Source organism: Methylophilus sp. 42 (genome assembly GCF_000384155.1).
Classification (GTDB): domain Bacteria; phylum Pseudomonadota; class Gammaproteobacteria; order Burkholderiales; family Methylophilaceae; genus Methylophilus.
The window spans coordinates 2,486,411-2,510,890 of record NZ_KB913031.1 but is presented as its reverse complement, the minus strand read 5'-3'; the positions used below and the strand labels follow the sequence as shown (position 1 = coordinate 2,510,890).

Sequence of the window (24,480 nt, the reverse complement as noted above, 5' to 3'; positions counted from 1 at the left end):
TTTTTAATTTGAAAAGGAAATATTATGTTTAGTTTAGAAACCTATCAAAGCGCATCCCCAGTGGTGCTTGGTGTATTGATTACCTTGCTGGTGGCCTCTGGCGTGACCTGGACCATTATCCTGGCCAAGTCTTTCCAGGTGTGGCTGATCCGCAAGCAAAACGTTAAATTCAGGGCCGCCTTCTGGGGTGCAAAAAGCCTGCAGGAAGCTGCTACGCTGGAAGGCCATAACGGCCCCGCCTATCGTGTCGCCCAAGTGGGTTTTGAAACCCTGAAAGACCTGGATGTGGAGTCTGCCGATGATCTGCGTCATAGCGGTGACCGCCAGGAAGTACTTGAGCGCGCACTGCGCCAGCAGATTCAAAAAGAGCGCGTATTACGTGAAGCAGGCCTGGTTGTATTGGCCAGTATCGGTAGTACCGCGCCGTTTGTTGGTTTGCTGGGTACGGTCTGGGGCATCATGCACGCGCTGACCGACATCAGCAAGCTGGGCACCGCCAGCCTGGAAGTGGTCGCGGGCCCGATTGGTGAAGCGCTGGTGGCGACAGCCATTGGTATTGCCGTGGCGGTGCCTGCGGTGCTGGCTTATAACTTTTTCCTGCGTCGCTTAAAAACCAGCAGCACCAATCTGGATGATTTTGCTGAAGATTTAATCAAAGTATCGCGTCGCGTCACCTTTAAAAAGGCAGATGGCTCCAAGGCCGGTGAGTTTGTTGCATCCTCTTCAGCAGCTTCTGCGGTGGTGCGTAACCTTAAAGGAGCAACTGCATAATGGCTATTTCCACAAATGCTGATGATGACGTATTGAGTGAAATCAACGTCACGCCATTGGTCGATGTCATGCTGGTATTGCTGGTGGCTTTTATTGTGACCGCGCCCTTGATGAACAACGCGATCCAGGTCAACCTGCCGAAAACAGCAGCCACCAAAGCGCCTGAGCAGAAAAAGCCAGTGACGGTATCGGTGGATGCCGCTGGCAAGCTGTTTATCGATCGCCAGGAGTATCCGCTGGAAACGATAGAGCCTGAGCTGAAAAAATTGCATGATAACAACCCGGATGTGACCTTGCATTTGAGTTCTGACGAGGCCGTGAATTACGGCAAAGTCGCCAAAGTGATGGCGGCGATTGAGCGTGCTGGTATCACGCGCGTGGCCGTATTGACGCAAGGCGAGTAGCGAAACAAGGCGAATAGTGAAACAAAGTGACTAGAGTGAAACTGGATGAGGTAGCAAGTTGATGACACGTGATTGGAAACAATTCTTCCCTTTCCTGATTTCGCCCATCCTGCTGCTGCTTGTATGGTGGTGGGTGGCAGCGGCGGGCTGGTACGCTGACGATGTGCTGGTTTCGCCCGGTGCGGTGGTGGCCACGCTGGAAGAGCTCACGGCTAACGGCGAACTGGCCTTGCACCTCAAAGCCAGCTTCTTCCGCCTGCTTACCGGCTTTGGCCTCGGTGCACTCACTGGTGTGCTGTTCGGTATCTGGATGGCGATTTCACCGCGGGTAGAAGCGTTTGCGTTGCCCTTGTTTCAAGGCTTGCGTCAGGTGCCTACGATCGCCTTGATTCCCATCCTGATCCTGTTACTGGGAGTGGATGAGATTTTCAAGGTCATTATTGTGACCAAGGCCGCTTTTTTGACCGTTGCATTGGCAGCCTATGATGCGACCAAAGGGGTGTCCAAAAACTATTTTGAAGTGGCGCGCATTTATCAGCTACCCAAAACCACGCTGTATCGCAAACTGATTATTCCGGCCATTACACCGCCTGTATTCACTGGGCTCAGGATCGCTTTTTCACGCTCCTGGACCATCCTAGTCGCGGCGGAACTTCTCGCAGCGGATAGCGGTATCGGCCAAATGATGCAATTAGGGCGCGAAATGTTTCGCCTTGATGTTGTCATGGTCGGCGTCGTCATCACCGGCCTGGTCGGCTTTAGCATAGACAAACTCTTTAAGTGGGCCGAGATTCGCCTGATTCCCTGGCAACCCGCGGTCAAAGCATAAGTCATTCATCAACAGCAAATAAGTAGATAGACATCCGCATGCAAAATTCTTTTTATAAATGGATTCCCGACTGGCGTGGCTGGATATTGCCGATAGTGGTCATTCTGGCCTGGGATGCGATGTCGCGCCTGGATGCCAATCATGCTTATGCCTTTGCTTCATTGGGCCAGATTTGGGCGGGTGTGGTCGAGCTCAGCCGCAGTGGCGAGTTGCTGGTGAATGTGCAGGCCAGTGTACAGCGTGCACTTACCGGCCTGTTACTGGGCGCCAGTGCCGGTTTCCTGGTCGGCTCATTGGTGGCCGTGTCGCGTACAGCCAACATCCTGATTACGCCGATTTACCATGCGATCCGCCAAGTGCCTTTGCTGGGCCTGGTGCCATTGTTCGCATTATGGTTTGGCAATGGCGATACCTCAAAGCTGATCGTCGTCAGCCTGTCGGCGTTTTACCCGGTGGTGTTATCCACCTTTGAAGGCATGTTGCAGGTGGACCACAAATTTCAGGAGGTCGGCCAGGTGTATCGCTTGAGCCGCTGGCAGATCTATCGCCGCATCACCTTGCCCGCTGCCTTGCCGCAGATATTCACTGGCTTTTCACTGGCACTGGCGTTTGCCTGGTTATCCACCATCGGTAGCGAGCTATTGTTCACTGCCGGTGCTGGCCTGGGTAATTTAATGATGAATGCACAGGAAGCTTCCAGGATGGATGTCCTGATTATTGTGACTTTTGTGATTGGCGTACTCGGTTATGGGATGTCTCTGCTGATTAAGCTGGCGAGTAATCACCTGTTCAAATGGCGTCAGGTCGGCTAGCGCCGTCCGCAACCGCCAACCATCACCATAAGCCATCGCCGCACTCAATATATAGATCTTGGCGCAGACATCGCAACGCGATGCTGTGCGCCAAGATCAAGATTTAGATAGAAGTTGAATCCTTTGACTGAACACTCTCTTGAAAACAAACCTGTATTACCGCAGTCAGGCCAGCAACCATGGCCTGCATTTTTTGCCTTTAACCTCCATCATTACCCGCTGATCCGCTGTCTGCTGCTGTATAGCCGAACCCCGGTCCGGTTCTGGCTCTGTACCGGGTTGTTTGCGGCGGCCAATGTGCTGCTGGCATTGCAGCAAGGCCTGATTGCGCGTGCCATTGATGAGGTGCAGCATGGCAAAGCCATTGTGCGCACGGTTACTGGCGCTTTGAATAGCGAGGTGGCCTGGCACTGGTTACTGATCATTGTCGGCATTGCGCTGGCACGTGCCGCGATCTTGTATTTTGTCGGCTGGTTATCATTGATAATCCAGCAGAACCTGATTGGACATTTGCGTGAGCGCATTTTGATTCAGGTACAGCGACTGGATCAGAGCTATCACTGGCAACATGGCGCAGGCGAACTGGTGACGCGCACCACGCGCGACTCTGACAAGTTGCGAGATGCGTTGATCAGCTTCTGGCGCCAGGTGGTAGATACGGCATTGGTGGTCAGCGCCGCCATGGGATTTTTATTCTGGTATGACTTCTGGCTGGGCCTGGTGCCGCTGCTGTTGTGCCTGATTGGGTTTGGTATTTTACTGTTGCAAACCGAACACCTGGTTAAACTCGATCGGGCAGTGAGCGAAGCTTACGATGCCGTGAACCAGGACCTGACCGAAGGCGTCAATGGCGTACGCGTGATCAAGGCCTTTGCGCTGGAAGCCAGCCGTATCAAACGTTTTGAGCAACAGGTGCAGGGCTTTATGACACAGGCGTTTGCCGCCCTGTCGTTTTATACCTCACGTATTCCCTTGCCGCAATTTGTGGTCGCGCTGGGGCAAGTCTGGGTGCTGGGGTTTGGCTGCCACCTGGTTTATACGCACGCGCTCAATCTTGGTCAGTTGATTGCTGCTTTACTCATGGTGAATACCCTGGTGTTTAGGGTAGAGGGCGTGGGGCGGGTCATGCAGGTGTTCGCTGATGCACGCTCTTCGGCGGCTCGCATCTGGGACCTGCTGGATGCCGAGCCAGAGATCACATCTGGCACGCAGGCCTTACCGGCCGGGCCATTATCACTACGCTTTGAACAGGTGTCGGTGTTACCGCCAGAAGGGGGTAATCCGGTACTCAGTGATTGCACATTTGATATCGAGGCCGGTGAAATTGTGGCGCTGGTGGGTACCACCGGATCGGGAAAAAGTACACTGGCAGGCCTGGTGCCCAGACTGGCAGAAGTCAGCCATGGCCGGGTCGGAATTGCGGGAAGTGATGGCCAATGGCTGGACGTCAAAGACCTGCAACTGGCCGAATTGCGCAAACAGGTACATACCGTACCGCAGGAGGCTTTTTTGTTCTCCGATACGCTAGCGGCCAATATGCGGCTGGCGGCGCCTGAAGCCACTGACGACGACCTGGAATGGGCGCTGCAAATGGCGAGTGCATCAGAGCTGCTGGTGAGTCTGAGTGACGGCCTGGAAACCCGCATTGGTGACCGTGGCGTGACTTTGTCTGGTGGCCAGCGGCAACGTGTCTGTCTGGCGCGCGCCTTGCTCGGACAGCCGCGTATCCTGGTGCTGGATGACGCCACCAGTGCGCTGGATGCGGTGACTGAACGCAATGTATTAAACAATATCCGCGCCCTGAAAACACAAGGGCGTGCAACGACGGTACTGGTGATTGCCAGCAAGTTATCTACCATTTTGCTGGCAGATAAGGTGCTATTCCTGGCAGGTGGCAGCATTATCGCTGCTGATACACATCAGGCGCTGGTGAAGAATAATGCACGTTATCGTGCACTGATGGGGTTGGATGATGGCCGCTGAACGTAACCCGAATATTAAGGCCTTGTCTGATATCGAGCTCGAAGAAACCCTGGCCAAGCAGCAACTGAACCGCAATATGTTCTGGCGCCTGCTGCCACTGTTGAAACCCGTTCGCAAGTATATTGTGAGTGCCATGCTGCTCGAACTGGCCCTGGTTTGCTTTGTATTCTTGCGCCCTTATTTTATTCAGCAGGCCATTGATTTCGGTTTGCTGTATGAGTCACAGGTTGCGGCTGACCGTGGCACCGTGGTTGGCTTGAACTGGCATGTGATTAATGTCGCCATGCTTGGCCTTGCCGGTATGTGGGCCGCGCGTTTTGTGCTGGCTGGCTTGTCGCAATATTTTTCCGGTACGGCGGCTATCCGCATTTTGAACCAGTTGCGCATAGACCTGTTTAGCCACGTACAGCAACTAAGCGTGGCTTACTTTGACCGCACCAAATCTGGCCGCATCATTTCCAGGGTCGATCGGGATATTGATGCCCTGGAACCCCTGCTGATTCAAGGGCCGCCGGAGATATTTTCTGCCTTGCTCAGGTTCGTCATGGCCGCTGGCATATTGTTGTGGGTGTCGCCGACGCTGTTTTATCACCTGGCGCTGGTGATTCCCTTGCTTATCCTTTCCAGCACGCTATTCCGGAAATTATCCAGCCAGCATTTTGCGCGTGTGGCTGAAAACCGTACCCGTTTTACCGCGCATCTGGTCGAGACCGTGGCAGGCGTGCGCATTATCAAACAAACCGTGCAGGAAGACAGCAACTTGCAGCGCTACCGTGCGCTGGTCAATGCCTTTATTCATTCACTGGTCCGTAGCAATATTGCCTCCGGCTGGTTCACGCACTTCACGGGCGTGCTGACGATACTGGGCCTGATGTTGCTTTTAGTGGCAGGCGGTGAGGAAGTCACTCTGGGCCATTTAACCCTGGGGCAATTTGCGGCCAGCCTGTTTTATGTCTATATGTTTCTGGGGCCGCTACAGGAGCTTGGTGACCTTGTAGAGCGTTATACCAATGGTGTGGCTTCGGCCCAGCGTGTGTTTTTATTACTGGATACCAGGCCGGAAATTGTGGATGCTCCTAACGCGCAGACACTTGCCTCGATTAAAGGCGAAGTGAGCTTTAAAAATGTCGGTTTTTCCTATGTGCCAGATCAGTCCAAGCCTGTTATTCGAAACCTGGATTTAACGGTTCCGGCCGGGCAGGTATTGGCGATTGTCGGCCCAACCGGCCACGGTAAAAGTACCTTAATTCAATTGCTGACGCGTTTTTATGATGTACAGCAAGGGCAAGTGCTTATTGACCAGGTCGATATCCGCCAGCTGAGCCAGCGTAATTTGCGTCAGCATGTAGGGGTCGTGTTGCAAGACAACGTGCTGTTTAGCGGCAGCATTATTGATAACCTGCACCTCGCAAAACCTGAAGCTACCTTGGCTGACTTTGAACAAGCCGCGGCCGAGTTAGGCATTGATGACCTGATTAGCCGTCTGCCACATGGATACTATACCGAAGTGGGTGCCATGGGCTCACACCTCAGCCACGGCCAGCGCCAACTGGTGTGTTTGCTGCGCGCTTATCTGGCCAACCCCACTATTCTCATTCTCGATGAAGCCACGTCGGCCGTCGACATACAAACCGAACGCCGTATCCAGCACGCGTTACGGCGTTTATGCGAAGGCCGCACTGCCATTATTATTGCGCACCGCCTGGCCACCATCCGCGATGCTGACCTGATTGCCGTGATACATCACGGTGAATTGGCTGAACTTGGTCCGCATGCGCAACTGATCCAGCAGCAGGGTAAATATGCCGAGTTGTATCACGCCTATGAGGCAGGCGAGCAGCTTTAATAAGAAGCAATCAACTGTTGAAATTACATCACCCGGCTGTTTAATAGCGTACACACGCATTTGGGATGCTGTTGTTGATTACTCGCAACTCATTGAATTATATTGGATATTTAAGTTTCTTTGCATTTGGCATATTTTGTGCAGATAACTGCATGAACTGTTAAACAAACGCAACGTTTGATGGTGAATCCCTCGGGAACCGTGCTTCTGGAGGTGGCTTGCGTACGTTAGCAGTGGCAATCACATGGACCAACAGACATGGCGAATACAACGCGTTTGAGCCGCCATGAAAACAATTTAATTCACTAAAGGAATGTATTTATGAGTAATCAACAACAACTTCCTGACAATACGCTTTGGTTTACGCGTTGCGCGGGTAATGGTCAAGGTGGTGTACCGACGGCTTCCGGTATTGCGTTTAAGCTGGGCTGGCTGCAAGAAGAGTTTGCTGCGGACAATATTCGCCTGCGTGCCTTGCAGGATGATGACAGTGCTGATTTCAGGCATCACCATTACGACCACGGTCTGCAAACATTGATTCGCGAAGGCGGTAACCTGTTTGCGATCCCGGCCAAAGCGCAGGGCGCAGAAACCCGTTTGATCGGCCTGACCTGGATCGAAGAATCACAATCCATTATTGTGCGCCCGGATTCCAATATCCGCCGCCCGGAAGACCTCAAGGGCAAGCGCCTGGGGTTGCCTGCGTATAACCCCAAAGATGTGATTGAGAACAAGCGTGGCCGGACCATCACGCGTCATAGCAGCCTGCATGGTTATAAAGGCGCACTGGATTCCGTTGGCCTGACACTGGATGACATCCAGCTGGTCGAGGTCGGTCAAAACGAAGTGACCGCGTCTGGTCGTCGTTATGGTGGCTGGCAATCCAGTTTCAACGCCCTGCTCGAAGGTAAAGTCGATGCTGTGTATGTTAAAGGTGCGGCAGCACAAGACGGTGCCCGTGACCAAGGTTTGGTAGTGGGGATTGACCTCGATGCGCTGCCGGAAAAACGTTTCCGTGTGAATAACGGTACGCCACGCCCGATCACCGTCCATCGTTACCTGTTAGAAAATCACTACGATTACGTGGTTCGCTTTTTAACCCAAACCTTGCGCGCCGCAGAATGGGCCAAAACCAATCTGGCCGGCGTGCATGAAATCCTGCAAAGTGAAACTGGCGGCACGGCAGAAGGGGTGGCTGCGGCTTATCGCAATGGCTTCCACCTGTCACTGGCACCTGATTTGTCTGCAGAGCGCATTGAGTTGTTCCGTCAGCAGAAAAACTTCCTGCTCACCTACGGCATTCTGGACCGCGACTTTGACTTTGATGCCTGGATTGATACCAGACCATTGGCCGATGCACAGCAGGCATTAGAACAACTGTTGGCTAACGAACAGGGCGGCAAACTGGCTGCTTAACACCATGGTGGCGCGTGTCTTGCACGTGCCATCTTTTTTTTTCAGGAGCAAGCATGGCTTTTACAATTGATTCGGTCGCGCAGCAGGTACGCACCTTTTTGCTGGAGGACAAAGGTCCGGCTGGTCGTGAGCGTGTACGCGTGTATCTGCAAGATGTGGTATCCGATCAGGCATTCGCACAGCAATACCTGGATGACGCCCAACCACAACGTCGCGTACTGTACGAAGATACCGATTTAGGCTTTGCCATTCTGGGCCACGTGTTTAAAGAAGCCAGAAAAACACAACCGCATGATCACGGTGTCTCCTGGGCCATTTATGGCCAGGTCGCCGGCGTGACGACCATGGATGGCTGGGATGTGATCGACCCGGCTGAACCAGGCGGCAAGCCCGGTACGGTCAAATTACGTGATTCGATTGAATTGAGGCCAGGCAATGTCCGCGTCTATAACGAAAATGAGATTCACTCGCCACGCCGCGATGGCCCGGCCAAGCTGATCCGCATTGAGGGAAATCCTAACCAGAATGCGCCTGGACGTGTCTGGCAGCCAGTATAATCAACTGGCAGTCAAACAAATCCTTCAACCATATCAAGGATAGAACCATGTCAGAGCATATTTATAAAGTTGTTGAGCTGGTCGGGTCTTCCCCCATCAGCAGTGATGATGCCATTAAGAATGCCATTGAACGTGCGGCAAAAACCTTACATCACCTTAACTGGTTTGAGGTCGTGGAAACGCGCGGGCATATTGCGGATGGCAAAGTCGCACATTTTCAGGTCACGATTAAAGTCGGCTTCAGAATCGAAGAATAATAATACCCAGTGTAGTGTCTTGATCACGGCCCGGGTTTGATCCTCGGGCCGTTTTTTGTGGGGTATTTGAAAGTGTAGACCTTGTTTAAGACGTTGGGTCTGATAAGTTGTTTTTAATATGGCCTAAAAGCTTGAGCAGTACTTTGCGTTCTTCCTGCGTGAGACCTTGCACTGCCAGATCAGATAGTTCTCTTTCGGCTTTTTTCAGGCTTTCAAATATATCCTTGCCTGCTTGAGTCAGGTTCAGCCTCGTCACCCTTTTGTCTGTGCTGTCGGGTTTAGCATCCAATAAACCCTTCGCGCGCACCTCGGTAATCAGCCGTGCAAGCTGCGCTTTATCTTTACCAGAATCCGCTACCAAATCACTCAGCGTCGCGTCTGGGTGCCGTGCAAAGTAACCTAATACTTTATGCTGCATATGGGTCAGGTCGACACCACTGTCTTGTATCAGGCGGTACTGGCGCGCGCGGAATATGTGCATCAGCCGGTGGATGGTTTCAAAAACCTGATGCGTATCATCCGGATTATGGTTGACAATGTCTACTTTATTGATCATCATGGTTGATATTATCAACTAAATAAGGTGTGGTGGAAATGTTTATCAAAGAGCATCAGTTTGAGAGAGTCCGCTTTGAATTGCAACAAAGACCTGTTGAAGTGTTGAAAGTAGATCATACAAGCGAAGGGTTTGTCACGGTGACTTTTACCGGGTCATTGCTGGCGCAATTCAACAGCCTGTCGTTTGATGACCATATCAAGTTTATTTTTACCAATAGCCAAGGCGAAACGGTCAGGCGCGATTACACGCCACGTAGTTTTGACACCGCCTCGCGAGAGTTAGCCATTGAGTTTGCGCTGCATGCACATGGTGATGCTTCGGACTGGGCCAGGAATGCTAAGCCGGGAGACCAGGCCATCATTGCCGGGCCTAAAGGCTCCAGAATTATTCCCAAGGACTTTGATTGGCATTTATTGATTGCAGATTCTTCAAGTTTGCCTGCAGTGGCTCGCCGCTTGGAAGAGTTGCCCGCAGATACCCGGGTGATTGCGTTGATTCAGGTGGAACACGACAGTGACCGCCGTGACTTCGGCCATGTGTCCACAAGAGACATAGGCTGGGCTAATTCTCACCAAGCGTTGATCGATATGGTCAGTGCCATACCATTACCCGATGGAGATGGCTTCAGTTGGGTCGCCGGAGAGCATGGTTTTGCTTTGCAGGTGAGGGAGTTGCTGATTGAACGCGGCCAAGCAACAGAACTGATGAAAGCGGCTGCTTATTGGAAAAAAGGAACGACTAATTTCCACGAGAAAATCTAGTTAATTTGTAGTTAGACAGTTTCACTATTTGACGACGGCCGCCACAAAGTCAGCTGACAACTCTGCCGACAGGTGGCTGGTCAGCTCTGTTGCCAGACCATGATCGCCAATCACAATCGCTGCCCTGGCAGGGCCTCCGGCGCGCGAGAGAAAGCTATAAAGTGTTTTCGGGTTGCATGCGGAATCTGCATCGCCAGCGATCCAAAGCGAGGGTCTGCGCTCGTTGGCAATGTCTGGGTATAGTTGGTCGGCGGTAAAGCCTTCTTTGCTGCAAACTGGTGTCAGTTGCAAGATGCCTTTAAGCGTTGGGTCGTTGCGCAGAACCTGCCAGGCGACGACCGTTCCACGGGATTTCCCGCCGACAATGATGGCGTTGGGATCCACGCGTTTGTCGGCTTTGGCGAGCGCGACGACGGTCGTAAAGTCTTCAATCTCTGGTGAGCGGTCAGTATCTGGCGGTTTGCCGTTTTTGTCTTTCACATAGAATGCCCACTCGAAACGGAACACGGCAATGTTGTGCTTTAGCAGTTCGCGTTCCACCACTTCATTGATTTTTTGCTTCATGGTGCCGGTGCCTGGCCCCAGAATCACCGTTTGAAAAGGCCCTTTACCTTCAGGGAAATTCGCAACCACACTGATTGGTGAGCCACGCGGGGTATCGACGTTCACTGCATCGACTGCTTGCACCGGTAGGCTGAGTAAGCATAAAGCGGTCATCAATAATTGTGTTAATCGTGTCATGAATAGGTTCTCGGCAATACGTGCGGGTGGGGCGGACCGGAGGTAACACCGGCCCGTTGTATCCACCGCTTATTTATTCGGTTGTGGTGTCAGGCGCAGGTAGGGCTTGACGGTTTTGTAGCCTTTGGGGAATTTGGTTTCAAGCACCACCGGGTCGGTGATTGACGGCAAAATCACGACATCCTGGCCGTCTTCCCAGTTGGCCGGGGTGGCGACGCTGTGGTATTCAGTCAGTTGCAATGAGTCGATGACGCGTAATAGCTCATTAAAATTACGCCCGGTGCTGGCCGGGTAAGTCAGCGTCAGGCGGATTTTTTTGTGCGGGTCGATGATAAATACTGAGCGCACGGTGGCCGTGGTGCTGGCATTGGGGTGGATCAGGTCATACAAGGTCGACACCTTGCGGTCAGCATCGGCAATGATGGGGAACTGCACATCCGTGGATTGTGTTTCATTGATGTCCTTGATCCAGCCATGATGTGACTCTACTGGGTCTACCGACAGTGCAATGGCTTTGACATTGCGCTGTTTGAATGCCTGCGCCAGTTTAGCGGTGGCACCGAGCTCGGTGGTGCACACTGGCGTGTAGTCAGCCGGATGTGAAAACAGGATGGCCCAGCTGTCGCCCAGCCATTCGTGGAAAGAAATCGGGCCTTGGCTGGATTGCTGTGTAAAGTCCGGGGCGATGTCACCTAGTCTGAGGGTCATGATAAAACTCCTTTTGCTTGATATGGTTGTTCGGTTGTGAGGGCTGGTGTTGGCATCAACGCACAGCCCTAATGACAGTGCGCACGGTGCAGTGCCATGCCTGCTTTCTCCAGAATCAGTTCTATATGGTTAAAGCCAGCTTCTGCCAAAGATGATTGTTGCTCCAAGATGGACATGTATAGCTCGGTGTTGTGCATGCCGCCTGTATCCGTGTGATGGTCACAAACCAGGTAGTGGCCGTGACTATTGAGCAGGCCTCTCACTTGGGTGTGCAGGGTACTGGTGCGTGATTTGTGGCGTAGTTCATGCACAGCTTGCATGGTGACTACCAAGTCAAACTGGCCTAGGCCTTGCACCCAGTTCGGGTCAAGAAAGTCTCGCTCTAAAAACTGAATCGGTTTCTTTGTTGGGTCCAGAGACACACCCAGCCGTTGCTTGGCTAACGTGTGCATGGCTGGTGAAAAGTCCAGCGCAATATATTGGCACTGGGGAAATGTACGTAGCAGGTGTTCGGCCAGGAAACCAGGGCCGGAGCCTAGCTCCAGGATACGTATGCTTTTCTGTGATGCATGTTGTCGTGCGATGTCGGCAAACGCTGCAATAAATTCAGTTCGCGCCGGGCGCTTGATCAATGCCGTGCGTGCCCACTCCTCGGCATCTGCCGTTTGCTTTAAGTCGATCGGGCTGGGAATCTCGGCAACCATGTGTCATGTCAATTATTGGTGTGGGTGAAACAACAGGTATTCCCGGTCGGCAATACCTGTCGATATGCGCTGGTGGATTAAGCGGCTTTTTTCTTCAGGCGGAACACTTCTGCCAGTGGTGCCGGGTCGATCCAGGCATTGACGTCAAAGTCGCCCTTGAGGAAGCCCCACTCCAGCAGGAAGTTTTTGTAGGCCTCCAGCCCGGCGATCGCTTGTGCATCCAGGTTGGTGCCTTGATGCAGATGCACGTCGTCACCGTAGGCTTTGCGTACCCACTCGTCAGTTGAACCAGATTCTTTGGCGATATAGGCCACAGTTTCAGCTTCGTGTTTGGCTGCCCATTCAGCCACATCTACAATGCGGCTCAAAAAACGGACTACCAGGTCAGGACGGTCGCGCAGCAACGCTGCGTCGACAGTAATTGGACGCGGTGCGCTGTTGTTTGATCGCACGATAGGATCGGGATGCTGACGAACATCGTAGATAATGGTGACGCCATGGGCATTGGCGCTTTCATAACCGCGGGCACCTTTCACATAAATGGCATCGACGAGGCCGCTCTCTAATGCCTTGTACTCCGCGGCATAGGCAGCACGCGTGCCTGCTGCCCAGCTGATGCTTGGCGGTTGTTTCTCAACTGGAATATCAACCAGCTCTACGTCTTTCGGTGTCAACCCAGCGGCTTCCAGGCTCACCACAATGCCGCGTAAAGCGCTGGCACGCTGGTGATCAATGCTGATGTCATGTACAGGCAACGCGATACGTTTGCCCTTGAGTTGTTCAACTTTTGTAATGCCTGAATTTGGCAGCGTCACGATCAATTGTGCTTCGTCTACCCAGTTGAGGCCGATGACTTTGGTGTCTGTGCCTCTGGCTTTGGCCCAGATCGCTGGCACGTTGCCGCCCTGGCGGAAAGAGTGCGGCAGGCGGTGGTCGTAGTGTGACTCCAGCAACTCTGGATCCTGGGTTTCCTGCAAGGTATTGATGGCGATGCCATCTTGCACAAATTCGCTGCTGATCCAGCCTTCGCGTGCGGCGAGGCCAAGTGGGGTGGGCACCGGGCAGCGGGTGTACCAAATGCTATCAATTTTGTTATCTGCGGACATGCTTGTCTCCTGATTGTGAGTGAATACGACTTGGGAACTCAATCAATTGCAGGAAGCGTGCCAGCGATTAATTCTATTAATAATCAAAAAGATAGCTGTTTTGGTATTGCACGGGAGCGGACACTTTGTTGCCTGTGCAACATCCGCTCCCGGCTAACTGTTGGTTTGACAGCATCAAGCGGCCAGCGAGGCCTCAGAGGCTTCCTGATAGGCTTTGTATAAGCCCGAATAATGGCCATCTAGTGCAATCAGCTGGCTATGCGAGCCTTTCTCTACCACTTGGCCATCACGAATCACGGCAATGGCATCGGCATCACGGATAGTCGATAAACGGTGCGCGATGATGATGGCGGTACGACCTTCACATAAGTGCCTGAAGGCAGTCTGGATTTTGCGCTCCGTTTGCAGATCGACGGCAGAGGTGGCTTCGTCCAGCACCAGGATGGCCGGGTTCGCCAGATAGGCCCTGACAATACACACCAACTGCCGCTGACCGTGGCTCAGAAACGCGCCCAACGGCCCGACTTGCGTCGCATACCCTTGCGGCAATCGCTCCAGAATTTCATCGGCGCCCAGTTCTTTGACCGCGTGTATCAGTTCAGCGTCACTGGCTTCGGGCGCGGCCAGGCGCAAATTCTCCAGCACGCTACCGCTGAACAACACATTATCCTGTAACACCAGGCCCACTTTACGTCGCAAGCTGGTTTGTGCGTAGTCTTTGACATTGATGCCATCAACCAGCACTTCGCCTGCATTCACTTCATAAAAACGGGTCAGCAGCTGCACAATCGTGCTTTTGCCGTGGCCGGTTGGCCCGACAATCGCCAGCACTTGGCCGGCCGGGATTTCCAGGCTCAGGTCCTGAATCACGTAGTGAGAGGCTTGCGGGTTGTATTTGAAATGCACATTATTAAAAGCAACATGGCCACGCACCGTCGGCAGTTGTGGCGTTGCCGGGTCCACAATTTCCGGCTCGGTATCCAGCAGCAGGAAGATGCGTTGTGCTGAAGAGGCACCCGTAGAATAACGTTCAAACAGGTCATTCAACTCTTGTAGCGGGCCTAGAAATAGCTGCACGTAAAACAGGCTCTGCGCGATCTGGCCGACGGTCATTTCATGTTCGACAATGCCCAAACTGCCGGTAGCGAGTAAAAAGGCCATGCCTACGGTGCTCAGTACTTGTGTCAGCGGTAAAAACCAGCTCGATCTGAGATTGCCTTTGATCAGGATGGTATTAAAGTCGTGCAATAACGCGCGGTAACGGGTCGCGTTATCTTCCTCAACGACCGTTTGTTTGATAATGCGTACGCCAGACACGGTTTCTACCAGGTGGGCGGTAAAGCGCGCCCTGGCCTCGGCCACTTTGGCCCAGTTTTTTTCCGAGATACGTTTAAATAACCAGGTCGCGGCAAACAGCACCGGCACGATGCTGGCCAGGGCGAGTAACAGCTTGGGGGAAATCACCCACAAGGCAACACTGGCAACCACAAAGCGTAACAACGCTGACAGAAGCTCTGGCGGGCCTTGAATCAGTAGCGGCTCCAGTGCATCAATATCACGGTCAGCACGCGAGATAATGCGCCCGGCTTTGGTCTGGTCAAAGTAGCGCATGCTCAGCTGTTGCAGGTGTGCGAACACCTGCACGCGCAAACTGTTGAGAATATGCACGGCCGCACTGCCGGAAAGATATTGCGATAAGCCGGACACACCGAAGCGCACGATCCAACTGAGGCCCATGCCTGCGCTCATCCAGACCAGCAAGGGCGTGTTGAGGGCTATGCCTTGGGCGGTCTGGATAAAGCCGTGATCAATGACTTCACGTAAAAACCATGGCCGGATAAAAATCACGCCGACTAGTAAGGCTTCAAGCAAAATAACCGCCGTCACTTTGCCTGAGACCTGTTTCAATAATGGCAGCAAGCGCCAGAACATATTACGGTCCAGGCTTTTTTTCGCTAACGCCTGCTCAAGCTCGATGTCATTCAGCGCGCGTTCTTGTCTTAATTTTTCAGCCATGTTGCACTCCAACTAAATCGCGGTAAGCGAAATGGGTTTGTATCAGGTCCTCATGCGTACCTTCGGCGATGATGCGTCCTTCAGCCAGCATTGCGACGCGATCTGCCAGTAAAATGGTTGAAAGCTTGCTGGCGATAATCAGCACCGTGGTGTTCTTGCCGCTGCTGTGGCGCAGGTTGCGGATGTTATCCAGCACCTTGCGTTCGGTAATGGCATCCAGTGCGCTGGTGGAATCATCCAGCACCAGTATCGATGGCGCCGATAAAAAAGCGCGTGCCAGGCTGATGCGTTGGCGTTGACCGCCAGACAGCGTGATGCCTCTGTCGCCGATTTTTGTCTGCAGGCCATCGCTGAGCTTTTCCAGTACTTCATCGGCGGCGGCGAGATGCAGCGCCTGTAACAGCTCTTCGTCGGTGGCATCCGGTTTAGCCAGGCGTAAGTTGGCCGCCAGCGTGTCAGAAAACAGGAAGCTTTCCTGTGGCACAACGTGTACAGATTTACGTAGCTGTTGCAGATTTAAGGTTTTGACATCGTGCCAGCCTGCCCAGGCTGAGCCGACTTCTACACTGCCGTGTTTGGCATCCAGCAACCGTGGCAGTAGTCCGGCCAGTGAGCTCTTGCCTGCGCCGGTTGCACCGACGATAGCCACGGTTTCACCCGGGCTGACTTCCAGGCTGCAATGATGCAAAATGGCCTGGTCACTATTCGGTGCCTGGGTTGTTACGTTAGTTAAACGAAACCCCAGTGCCTGCGTCGCCAGCGTGTGCGGGCCAGGCAGAATATGTGGTTCTTCATCCAGCAGCTCCCAGATGCGGGTGGCTGATGAGCGGGCATCAGCAAACACCTGCATCACGCGGCCGATACCTTCGACGCGGAACACCAGGGCATTGGCAATGAGCAAGGCCGCCACCAGTTGGCCAATATTCAAGCTACCTTTGCTGACCAGATACGCACCAAACGCCAGAATCCAAACCTGGCTAAAGCCAATCACAATCTGCGGTAAAGGAATTCTTTTGGCGGCAAATGCCAGGGCGGTATGCGCATGGGCGACAAAAGTATCGACCAGGCTGGCAAAGTGTTTAGTACGGGCGGACTCCAACCCGAACGCTTTAATCACACGAATGCCATTGACGCCTTCACTCAGCTCCTGGTTTACCTGGTCATAAGCATTGCCGACCTCGCGGTCGAGAATCACCAGCGTGTTGGTGTGTTTGACGAACAGCCACATGCCGGCAACGACCAGCAGTAGTGTGCCTAAACCAATCAGTGGGTGATACGCACTGAGGACCGCCACGGAGATCAGCACCCAGATGGTGGCCTCAAATACCTGTCGCCAGAAGTTAATCAGGGCGTCACGCACCTTATCAGCATCGCGCGTGGTGCGCGTCACAATTTCGCCAATGCCATGTTGCCAGTGATAGGCCAGGTCCAAACGTTGTACCTGGTGCAAAATGCGTTCGCGCAGGATATATAACAACTCCTGGCCAATAATGAGTGACATCACGCCACCGATATATTGCAAGACAGCGCGGCCAACAGCCACACCAATGAGCAGTGTCAGCCAGTGACGGGCATTGCTCACATCAAGCACACCCTGCGCATTGCGCGTAATAAATTCGCCAATATGGATGGATTGCACAATCTGTCCCACTAGCCACAGTTGCCATGCCATCCCCGCATTGACCAGGATAAACAGCAGGGCAGTGAAACTGAATTGCCACGGCATGTACGCATAGAGTGCGAGGCAGCGTAGCAAGGGTTGTTTTAATTGAAAGAAAGGTGCGCGCGGCGATGGCGCATGCAGCCCATTTTCTTGTGTATTGATATAGGACTTCAAGCAGTCCTCCTTTGTTTAAGGCTCAATCAAAAAACGCCAGAACACACGAGGTGCCCTGGCGCTGACAAAGGTGTTTTTACAGGCGTTAGAACGCTGCTGCGAAAGACACACCTACAGTTCTGACCGCACCCTGGTAAAGGTTGTCACCAAACACGCCTTGTCCGGCGCTGTATGATGGTGTCGAGTGTTGCAGATAGTGTTTATCAAACAGATTGTTGGCGTAGGCTGTCACCGTGTACTTATTGCCTGGGGTGATATACGAAATGCGCGCATTCACAATCGTAAAGGCCCCTTGCTCAAGTGCAGAGCGGTAAACGCCATTGCTATCAACTCCCTGAGGTGTGACAAAGTAGTATTGTTTGGACAGGAAACGTGCATCGCCCCCCACAACCACTTTGGCACCGTTATCGACATGGAATGTGTAATTGGTCAGCAGGTTGGCGGTGACGTTAGGCGCGCGCACCAGGCGGTTGCCATCAAAGTTACCACCGTTGTTCAAGATCTGGGCGTCTTCATATTTGGTGCTTAACAAGCCCAGGCTGCCGCTCACAAACCAGTCATTGGTTGGCAAGGCTTGCACTTCCAGTTCCAGGCCGTAAGACTTGGCTTTATTGACGTTTTGCAGGTAGGAGACCGTTGCGCCTGCCAATGCGTTAAAGCCTACCACGTTCACCTGGACATCTTGATAGTCGTAGTAGAACGCTGTGGCATTAAAATTCAACCGACCTGCCAGCCATTCAGACTTATAGCCTAACTCGTAAGAGTCCAGTTGCTCAGGTTTGACCTGGTTAACTGCGGCCAGGTTGGTTGCGGCCGTGTTAAAGCCGCCAGACTTGATGCCGTGCGCATACTTAAAGAAAACGCGGTCTGTTGGAGATAACTTGAGCTCAGGGGTGAAGTCGTAACTCCAGCGATCCCAGGTAGCAGAATCGTTGACACTGAAAGTCCCGGAGGTCAGCGTCCCGGCTGGAGAGAAGGCACCTGTATATGATTCCCACCAGCGGCCGAGGCTGCTGTATGAACCTACACCAGTGGAGCCTCTACGTTTTAAATCGTATTCCTTGCGCTCGCGACTCCAGCTCAACCCTGCAGACGTGGCGAAATCTTCAGTCCAGTTATAGGTCGTATTGCCAAATAATGAAAAGCTGGTGGTCTCGTGTTTGAGTACGCTGTCATTGTAGGTGACGCTGGCACCAGAGCCTGCATTACTGGAGTTTGCGACTTGTGAGGCCGGCAGCTTGCCCGTCTGTGTGGCGCTATCAATATTTTCCCTGAAGAGGTGTACGCCAGCCAGCCAGTTCCACTGGTCTTCGCGTGGCGAGGTGATGCGGAACTCTTGGGATACCTGGCGTGTTTCACTGTCCACGTGTTGACGGGAAAGTTCTAGTGGCGTGTTGTCATTATCGGTCAGGGCTTCGTTTTTAAAGCCTTCGAACCCCGTGATCGAAGTGAGGGCCAGTTTGCCGACATTCCATTTGAAGTTCAGATTGGCGCCGGTTTGCGAGGTGTTGCTCCAGTTGTCGGCATTGGTACTCACATCGTTATAACCGGTACTCGGTGCATAGCCACCACGTAATACCCCATTGGCGGCATAACTGTTGGTGTTAAGGATGGTGCCGTCCGTTTTGTACTTACGGTAGTGTACATTCAGCAAGGCTTCCGCATCGTCGGAAATCTTGCCTAGTAATTGGCCACGAATCGCGCCGTCTTGCAGGCCACCATCTTTGGTGCCGTTGAAAATATTGTTAAAACGGCCATCAATATCTTCCTGATAGACCGAAATACGTGCCCCCAGACGGTCTTCAATCAGCGGGACATTAAAACCTCCCTGTAGCACTTTATCGTTAAATGTGCCGTAATCTGCTTTGATATAGTCATCATTTTTGCCTTCTTTAAGTGAAGGTTTTTGCGAAATAATATTCACGGCACCGCCCGTGGTGTTTTTACCGTACTTGGTCCCTTGTGGGCCGCGCAGCACCTCTACACGCTCAAGGTCAAATAGCGGAAAACCTGTGGCAGAAGCGTTACTGATATACACCTCATCCAGGTAAAAACCAATCGGGCTCGCCAAGTCCAGCTGTTGCTGGCCTGCGCCGACCCCGCGAATCCACCAGCGTGGACGGCCATGTTGCTGACCCACTGCTGTGGCGTTAGGTACATAGTTGAATACTTCTTGTGCCGAGCGGCCGACACCTTGGTCCAGCAGGTCTTTGCCTTTCAGTACAGTGATTGGGGTAGCGATCTTTTGCGCGTTTTCCTTACGTCTGTTGGCGGTGACGGTCACGCTACCCAGTGAGGACTCTTGTGCCTGGGTTTCATCAGACTTTTTGTTGTCTGCCGTTTCTGCTTCCTGGCTTTCAACGACTTTTTCTTCTTCGGCCGCCCAGGCGGGATTGAGTGCTAATGAACCGGCAAATGCGCTTAACACGGCAGCTTTGACGGTGCGTTGTTTCCATAGATTGCTCGGCTGTTGCGCGCCGATGGTGTCTCTAGTTCTTTTCATAATGTTCCCTTGAGTTGAGATGAAGCACTTAAGAAAGTGTTGAAAGCTCAAGGGCATGAATCGTGCCAATCACTTGTTATGTTTTTAACTGTATGATTTTTAAGTGAAAAACATTTTTATGAGAGGTGCGGGAGGTAGTAAGAGTTGTTTTGTTAGCAACATTTTTCGCAAACAGTTAAGAGGCAGAATGTTGCTGAATGAACACTTGTAAGCAATCTGGATGACTTTCTCAACAGATCATCCCGGGCGGCATTCTTGACGGGAGAGCGCGTGAAAAAGGCCAGGTATTCAGCAGAAAAATAGTTGGCTTGGCTAGCACAAAAGCAGGTCGCACCCTCCAGAAAACGACATCCCCGCGATAAGTATGGATATTTGTTGCAACAGCAACAAAACAGGCATGGTGTGTTGCCAGATGAGCAGTGTGATGTTGATAGCAGCACTGTTTGTTTGATGTGCGCTAGCGTTGAGCAGGGGTGTGAAAAGGCTGAGCAGCCTCGTAGATACAGGGCTGTAGCGATATCACGCGGTGGCGCAGATGACGTTGGCATGTTGTTTGCCATTCAACCTGTCATTGACATCAAGACCGAAGTTGTCATGAGTCCGCTTGTCTCTTCGCAAAAACAGGCGATTCATTTGTCATGCCGTATGGGTCAAACAGCAACCGTAATTGACAACCTTTGAAGCCGCGCAAGCCGCGTAAGTTATTTAAACAGGAGACTTAAACCATGAGCGAAATCTTGACAGATTCAGATTTAATCAAATATGTAGAGCAGGCCAAGGCCGATGCTTTGCATTCTTTCAACTTTTTGAAAGAAACCGGTACCTTGTCTGCGACCTGGACTTATCACATCACGCACAAAATCCCAGGCCAGGACAAATTGCTCAATATCCGCTTTCCATGGCCATGGGAGCGTTCACGTGATCCAGTCGTGAGCATTGATACTTTCTCTGAAAAGAAAGATCACATCCTGCACGAATCGCGCATTGATGCCGACACTGTGATTCATGCACATACGCCTTATCTGGCGGCGTGGTCACTGGCACAAATCAACTTCCCGATTTTGTATGTGGCGGCGCAGCGTTATTTGCTGGCGCGCGAGATTCCTAACCATCTTGACCGCACCCGCAGCGTGTTGTCGATTATTTCCGAGCGCCTGGATAACCATCCCGAACTGGCACCACCGCCAGCCTTACTGGAGTCCAACGGTGGCGCCAATATCTGGGGCAAGGGCATTATCGGTACCTCACAGCTGGTACTGCTGATTGAAGAGGCTGCACGCTTCCAGTCACTGGCTGAACAAGTCGGTGGCGCTAAAGAATACACGCCGGGTGCACTCGAAGTGCAATGGAAACGCACTGGCCTGGTAGAAAAAGCCAAGCAATATTCCGGGCGTTTTATTGCCGATCTGCTCAAGCAAAAAGCAGCTTAATTTTATTTTTCTGTCAGTCGGGGCAAGGTCAGCTTGTCCCGACTTTTTATTGAAAGTGTTGATCATGAGTCAAAGCAAAAAAAGGCGATTGGCCCTGAATGTATTTTTGTTACGTTACGGACACCATCCGGCAGGCTGGTTGCACCCGACATGGACGGAGAACGGACGCCCGGATTTGCAGTGGTGGATACGTGCCGCCCAGATTGCCGAGGCAGCCAAGTTTGATACTTTTTTTGTGGCTGACTTTATTGGTCGTTCGGGTGTGATAGACAAACAGTCCGTCAAGAACCCGAACAACTTTCATTTCGAGCCATTCACTTTGCTGTCGGCAATTGCTTCTCAGACCAAAAATATCGGCCTGGTAGCGACAGTGAATACTAACTTTTCTGACCCATACAATGTGGCGCGCCAGTTCACCTCACTCGATCACTTGAGCGGTGGCCGCGCCGGCTGGAACGTGGTGTCGTCATTGAATCCTGTCACTGCCAAAAACTTTGGCATAGAAGCACCGATTACCCATGAGGAGCGCTATGAGCGCGCCAGTGAGTTTATCCAGTTAACCAAGGCGTTGTGGGATAGCTGGGATGACAATGCGTTTGATCACCCTAACCGCCAGAGCGGGCAATTTTATGATCCGGCTTCAGGCCATCCGGTCAATTTTAACGGCCAATATTTCAAGTCAGAAGGCCTGCTGGATTTCCCGCGGCCGATTCAAGGTTACCCGGTATTTGTGCAAGCAGGTAATTCTGAGACCGGCCGCGAATTTGCTGCACGCGAAGCCGAGATGACCTATAGCTCAGCCACGTCGTTAGAAGTGGCCAAGGCCTATTATGCTGACGTGAAATCACGCATGGCAAAATATGGCCGTGCTGAAGATCAGCTCAAAATTACGCCTGGCCTGAATGTCGTTGTCGCTGAAACGGATCAGGAAGCACAGGACAAATATGGCGAGTTGCAGGCATTGGTCGATTTTTCGGATTTAGAGTTTGGCGGGCAGGATTTATCCAAGTATCCACTCGATGGCCCATTGCCAGACCTAGCTTATGATCCGGGTGAGAATGGCCGTGGCCGTTTTCAGCAACAACTCGAATTAGCCCGCCGTGAAAACCTGACGATTCGTCAACTGGTACTGAAATTCCGCGTGGCGCGTGGTCATTTGCAAGCGATCGGTTCGGCGAAAAGCGTGGCTGACACCATAGAGCAATGGTTTGTGGAAAAAGGAGCAGATGGCTTTAATGTGGTCCCGCCATATTCGATCAAAGGCCTGGAAGACTTTACGCGTCTGGTGGTGCCGGAATTACAACGTCGCGGTATCTTCCGCACAGAGTATGAAGGCAAAACCTACCGTGAGAATCTGGGTCTCAATCGTCCGGTTAATCCTCATACAAAATAAGGTGTTTTATGCAAACGCGTACCCTCAAACGTTATAACAACACCGCGATTGTGCTGCACTGGTTGTTGGCACTGTTAATTATTGGCCTGTTAGTGGTCGGTTTCTTGATGCCTGACCTGCCTAAAACGCCGCTGCGCAAACTCATCTACAACTATCACAAGTCATTCGGTCTCATTGTATTTGCGCTGGTACTGTTCAGAATCTACTGGCGCCTCACGCATGCCGTGCCGGATCATGTGCCGGGCAGCCGCTGGCAAGTGCAGTTGGCACATTATGCGCATATTTTTATTTATGCGCTGATCCTTGTTGTGCCAGGTGCTGGGTTGTTAGCGAGCGCATTTAATCATGGCTTTAACCTGTTTGTGTTTCATTGGGAACCGCTGTTTGCTATCGATAAAGATCTGGCACACCAGATCATGGGTTGGCATGGTGTGACCGCCTATGTGTTGGCCGGGTTGCTGAGCCTGCATGTTGCCGCGTTTGTCTGGCACCAGTTTGTGCAAAAAAATGGTTTGATTAATCGACTCTGGTTTAGCTCTCCCCGTCACTGATTTAAATGTGTTTCCTGCAACAGCTGCCATCCGCAGCTGTTGGCAGCGCATCACACGCCCTGTTCCCCTTCTCTCGTGCTTTTGTCTTTAAAAATCCATAAGCTGATGATTTTAAATAAATAAGTTTAATTTCATTGCCGCCTGAAAAAGAAATCAACAGTTGGTACGGAAACTGCAATACCTCATCGACCCGATGTAGTCATCAACCTTGATCCCTTAGAAAATAATATGTGGCATTACCTGTTAAAACGCTTGCTGATGATGATACCCACCCTGATCGGGGTGATGACACTCACTTTTCTGGTGACCCAGTTTGTGCCCGGCGGGCCGGTCGATAGTGCCATTGCGCAAATTGATGCACAAGACGCACGCTCAGGTGCTGATGGTTCTTCCAGCACAGGTGGCTGGAGTTATAGTGGCAGGCAGGGCATCGATACGCAGCAGGTTGAACAACTTACTGCTTTGTATGGGTTTGATAAGCCTGTGCTGGAACGTTACTGGCAGATGCTGGTGAATTATGCGCACTTTGATCTGGGAGAAAGTTATTTCCGCAATCAGAGTGTCTGGGATCTGATTAAGGATAAATTAGGCGTTTCAGTGGCACTGGGCATCTGGACGTTTACATTGACCTATCTAATTGCAGTGCCATTAGGCGTCGCCAAAGCGGTCAGGGCGGGCAGCAGTTTTGACTTTATCACCAGTTTCCTGGTGCTGTTTGGTTATGCTATTCCTGGTTTTGTATTAGGTGTGCTGTTGATTGTACTGTTTGGCGGGGGGTCGTTCTGGGACGTGTTTCCGCTGCGTGGTTTAACTTCGGATAACTGGGCTGAACTCAGCCCGTTGGCCAAAACCACCGATTACTTGTGGCATATCACTTTGCCGGTGACGGCTTCTGTCGTCAGCACGTTTGCGTTCAAAACACTGCTGACGAAAAACACCTTTCTTGAAGAAATCCGCCGCCAGTATGTGCTGACGGCGCGTGCCAAAGGTTTGTCCGAGCGCCAGGTCTTGTGGAAGCATGTGTTCAGAAATGCTTTATTGCCCTTGATCACGGGCTTCCCTGCTACGTTCATCATGGCTTTTTTTACCGGCAGCCTGCTGATCGAGACTCTGTTCTCCCTAGATGGCCTGGGCCTGCTTTCATTTGAATCCATTAATAGCCGTGATTACCCGGTGGTACTGGGCACGCTATATCTGTTTACCTTAGTGGGGTTGTTTATCAAGTTGCTGGGCGATTTTGCTTACGTATTGGTGGATCCCCGCATCAAGTTTGATAGTCAAGATTCGTAAGGCCGG

Annotated in this window: 23 protein-coding genes; 15 read left to right on the top strand and 8 right to left on the bottom strand. The window is 52.1% G+C overall.

Annotation, left to right across the window (positions count from 1 at the left end; all coding sequences use genetic code 11):
- Positions 1 to 24: 24 nt before the first annotated feature.
- From MET42_RS0111950 to MET42_RS0111910, 9 genes are all read left to right on the top strand, one after another.
- Positions 25 to 771: a MotA/TolQ/ExbB proton channel family protein gene (locus tag MET42_RS0111950; RefSeq protein ID WP_019883264.1), complete on the top strand. Its 747-nt coding sequence runs from the start codon at positions 25 to 27 to the stop codon at positions 769 to 771.
- Positions 771 to 1,175: a biopolymer transporter ExbD gene (locus MET42_RS0111945; RefSeq protein ID WP_019883263.1), complete on the top strand. Its 405-nt coding sequence runs from the start codon at positions 771 to 773 to the stop codon at positions 1,173 to 1,175. The genes MET42_RS0111950 and MET42_RS0111945 overlap by 1 nt, the downstream gene beginning before the upstream one ends.
- Before the next feature lie 61 nt (positions 1,176 to 1,236).
- The gene (locus MET42_RS0111940; protein WP_019883261.1) at positions 1,237 to 2,004 is read left to right on the top strand and encodes an ABC transporter permease; all 768 of its coding nucleotides are present in this window, start codon (positions 1,237 to 1,239) and stop codon (positions 2,002 to 2,004) included.
- Positions 2,005 to 2,042: 38 nt separating this feature from the next.
- Complete coding sequence (locus MET42_RS0111935) at positions 2,043 to 2,816, top strand: ABC transporter permease (protein ID WP_019883260.1); 774 nt, start codon at positions 2,043 to 2,045, stop codon at positions 2,814 to 2,816.
- 114 nt (positions 2,817 to 2,930) lie between these two features.
- Positions 2,931 to 4,799 carry an ABC transporter ATP-binding protein gene (locus tag MET42_RS0111930; RefSeq protein WP_019883259.1) on the top strand — a complete coding sequence of 623 codons (1,869 nt, stop codon included), beginning with the start codon at positions 2,931 to 2,933 and terminating at the stop codon, positions 4,797 to 4,799.
- Positions 4,786 to 6,645: an ABC transporter ATP-binding protein gene (locus MET42_RS0111925; protein ID WP_019883257.1), complete on the top strand. Its 1,860-nt coding sequence runs from the start codon at positions 4,786 to 4,788 to the stop codon at positions 6,643 to 6,645. The genes MET42_RS0111930 and MET42_RS0111925 overlap by 14 nt, the downstream gene beginning before the upstream one ends.
- Positions 6,646 to 6,966: 321 nt before the next feature.
- Positions 6,967 to 8,061 carry an ABC transporter substrate-binding protein gene (locus MET42_RS0111920; RefSeq protein WP_019883256.1) on the top strand — a complete coding sequence of 365 codons (1,095 nt, stop codon included), beginning with the start codon at positions 6,967 to 6,969 and terminating at the stop codon, positions 8,059 to 8,061.
- A gap of 53 nt (positions 8,062 to 8,114) precedes the next feature.
- On the top strand, positions 8,115 to 8,618 hold the full coding sequence (locus tag MET42_RS0111915) for a hypothetical protein (protein WP_019883255.1): 504 nt from the start codon (positions 8,115 to 8,117) through the stop codon (positions 8,616 to 8,618).
- Between the two features lie 47 nt (positions 8,619 to 8,665).
- Positions 8,666 to 8,875 carry a dodecin gene (locus tag MET42_RS0111910; protein ID WP_019883252.1) on the top strand — a complete coding sequence of 70 codons (210 nt, stop codon included), beginning with the start codon at positions 8,666 to 8,668 and terminating at the stop codon, positions 8,873 to 8,875.
- A gap of 85 nt (positions 8,876 to 8,960) precedes the next feature.
- Here MET42_RS0111910 and MET42_RS0111905 read toward each other — a convergent pair whose 3' ends face one another.
- The gene (locus MET42_RS0111905; RefSeq protein WP_232411550.1) at positions 8,961 to 9,434 is read right to left on the bottom strand and encodes a MarR family winged helix-turn-helix transcriptional regulator; all 474 of its coding nucleotides are present in this window, start codon (positions 9,432 to 9,434) and stop codon (positions 8,961 to 8,963) included.
- 35 nt (positions 9,435 to 9,469) lie between these two features.
- Here MET42_RS0111905 and MET42_RS0111900 point away from each other — a divergent pair, with 35 nt between their 5' ends.
- Positions 9,470 to 10,195, top strand: coding sequence for a siderophore-interacting protein (locus MET42_RS0111900; protein ID WP_019883250.1), 726 nt, complete (start codon positions 9,470 to 9,472; stop codon positions 10,193 to 10,195).
- A 24-nt stretch (positions 10,196 to 10,219) separates the two neighbouring features.
- Here the strand turns inward: MET42_RS0111900 and MET42_RS0111895 are convergent, their stop codons facing one another.
- From MET42_RS0111895 to MET42_RS0111865, 7 genes are all read right to left on the bottom strand, one after another.
- Positions 10,220 to 10,936: a S9 family peptidase gene (locus MET42_RS0111895; protein ID WP_019883249.1), complete on the bottom strand. Its 717-nt coding sequence runs from the start codon at positions 10,934 to 10,936 to the stop codon at positions 10,220 to 10,222.
- 69 nt (positions 10,937 to 11,005) lie between these two features.
- A complete protein-coding gene (locus MET42_RS0111890) occupies positions 11,006 to 11,644 on the bottom strand; it encodes a peroxiredoxin (protein WP_019883248.1) in 639 nt (212 codons plus the stop codon).
- Positions 11,645 to 11,712: 68 nt separating this feature from the next.
- The gene (locus MET42_RS0111885; RefSeq protein ID WP_019883247.1) at positions 11,713 to 12,348 is read right to left on the bottom strand and encodes a trans-aconitate 2-methyltransferase; all 636 of its coding nucleotides are present in this window, start codon (positions 12,346 to 12,348) and stop codon (positions 11,713 to 11,715) included.
- 77 nt (positions 12,349 to 12,425) lie between these two features.
- Positions 12,426 to 13,454 (bottom strand): ABC transporter substrate-binding protein, encoded by a 1,029-nt coding sequence (locus MET42_RS0111880; protein WP_019883246.1) that lies wholly within the window; start codon positions 13,452 to 13,454, stop codon positions 12,426 to 12,428.
- 174 nt (positions 13,455 to 13,628) lie between these two features.
- Positions 13,629 to 15,470 (bottom strand): ABC transporter ATP-binding protein, encoded by a 1,842-nt coding sequence (locus MET42_RS0111875; RefSeq protein WP_019883244.1) that lies wholly within the window; start codon positions 15,468 to 15,470, stop codon positions 13,629 to 13,631.
- Positions 15,463 to 17,307: an ABC transporter ATP-binding protein gene (locus MET42_RS0111870; protein ID WP_019883243.1), complete on the bottom strand. Its 1,845-nt coding sequence runs from the start codon at positions 17,305 to 17,307 to the stop codon at positions 15,463 to 15,465. Before MET42_RS0111870 ends, MET42_RS0111875 begins: the two co-directional genes overlap by 8 nt.
- A gap of 85 nt (positions 17,308 to 17,392) precedes the next feature.
- Positions 17,393 to 19,810: a TonB-dependent receptor gene (locus MET42_RS0111865; RefSeq protein WP_019883242.1), complete on the bottom strand. Its 2,418-nt coding sequence runs from the start codon at positions 19,808 to 19,810 to the stop codon at positions 17,393 to 17,395.
- A gap of 375 nt (positions 19,811 to 20,185) precedes the next feature.
- Between MET42_RS0111865 and MET42_RS0111860 the strand changes: the two genes are divergently transcribed.
- From MET42_RS0111860 to MET42_RS0111840, 5 genes are all read left to right on the top strand, one after another.
- Positions 20,186 to 20,491 (top strand): hypothetical protein, encoded by a 306-nt coding sequence (locus MET42_RS0111860; RefSeq protein WP_232411546.1) that lies wholly within the window; start codon positions 20,186 to 20,188, stop codon positions 20,489 to 20,491.
- A gap of 44 nt (positions 20,492 to 20,535) precedes the next feature.
- Entirely contained in the window at positions 20,536 to 21,240 is a 705-nt protein-coding gene (locus tag MET42_RS0111855) for a class II aldolase/adducin family protein (RefSeq protein ID WP_019883240.1), read from the top strand.
- Positions 21,241 to 21,304: 64 nt separating this feature from the next.
- On the top strand, positions 21,305 to 22,633 hold the full coding sequence (locus MET42_RS0111850; protein WP_019883239.1) for an LLM class flavin-dependent oxidoreductase: 1,329 nt from the start codon (positions 21,305 to 21,307) through the stop codon (positions 22,631 to 22,633).
- A gap of 8 nt (positions 22,634 to 22,641) precedes the next feature.
- A complete protein-coding gene (locus tag MET42_RS0111845) occupies positions 22,642 to 23,184 on the top strand; it encodes a cytochrome b (RefSeq protein WP_019883238.1) in 543 nt (180 codons plus the stop codon).
- A gap of 228 nt (positions 23,185 to 23,412) precedes the next feature.
- The gene (locus tag MET42_RS0111840) at positions 23,413 to 24,474 is read left to right on the top strand and encodes a microcin C ABC transporter permease YejB (protein ID WP_019883237.1); all 1,062 of its coding nucleotides are present in this window, start codon (positions 23,413 to 23,415) and stop codon (positions 24,472 to 24,474) included.
- The last annotated feature ends 6 nt before the right edge of the window (positions 24,475 to 24,480 follow it).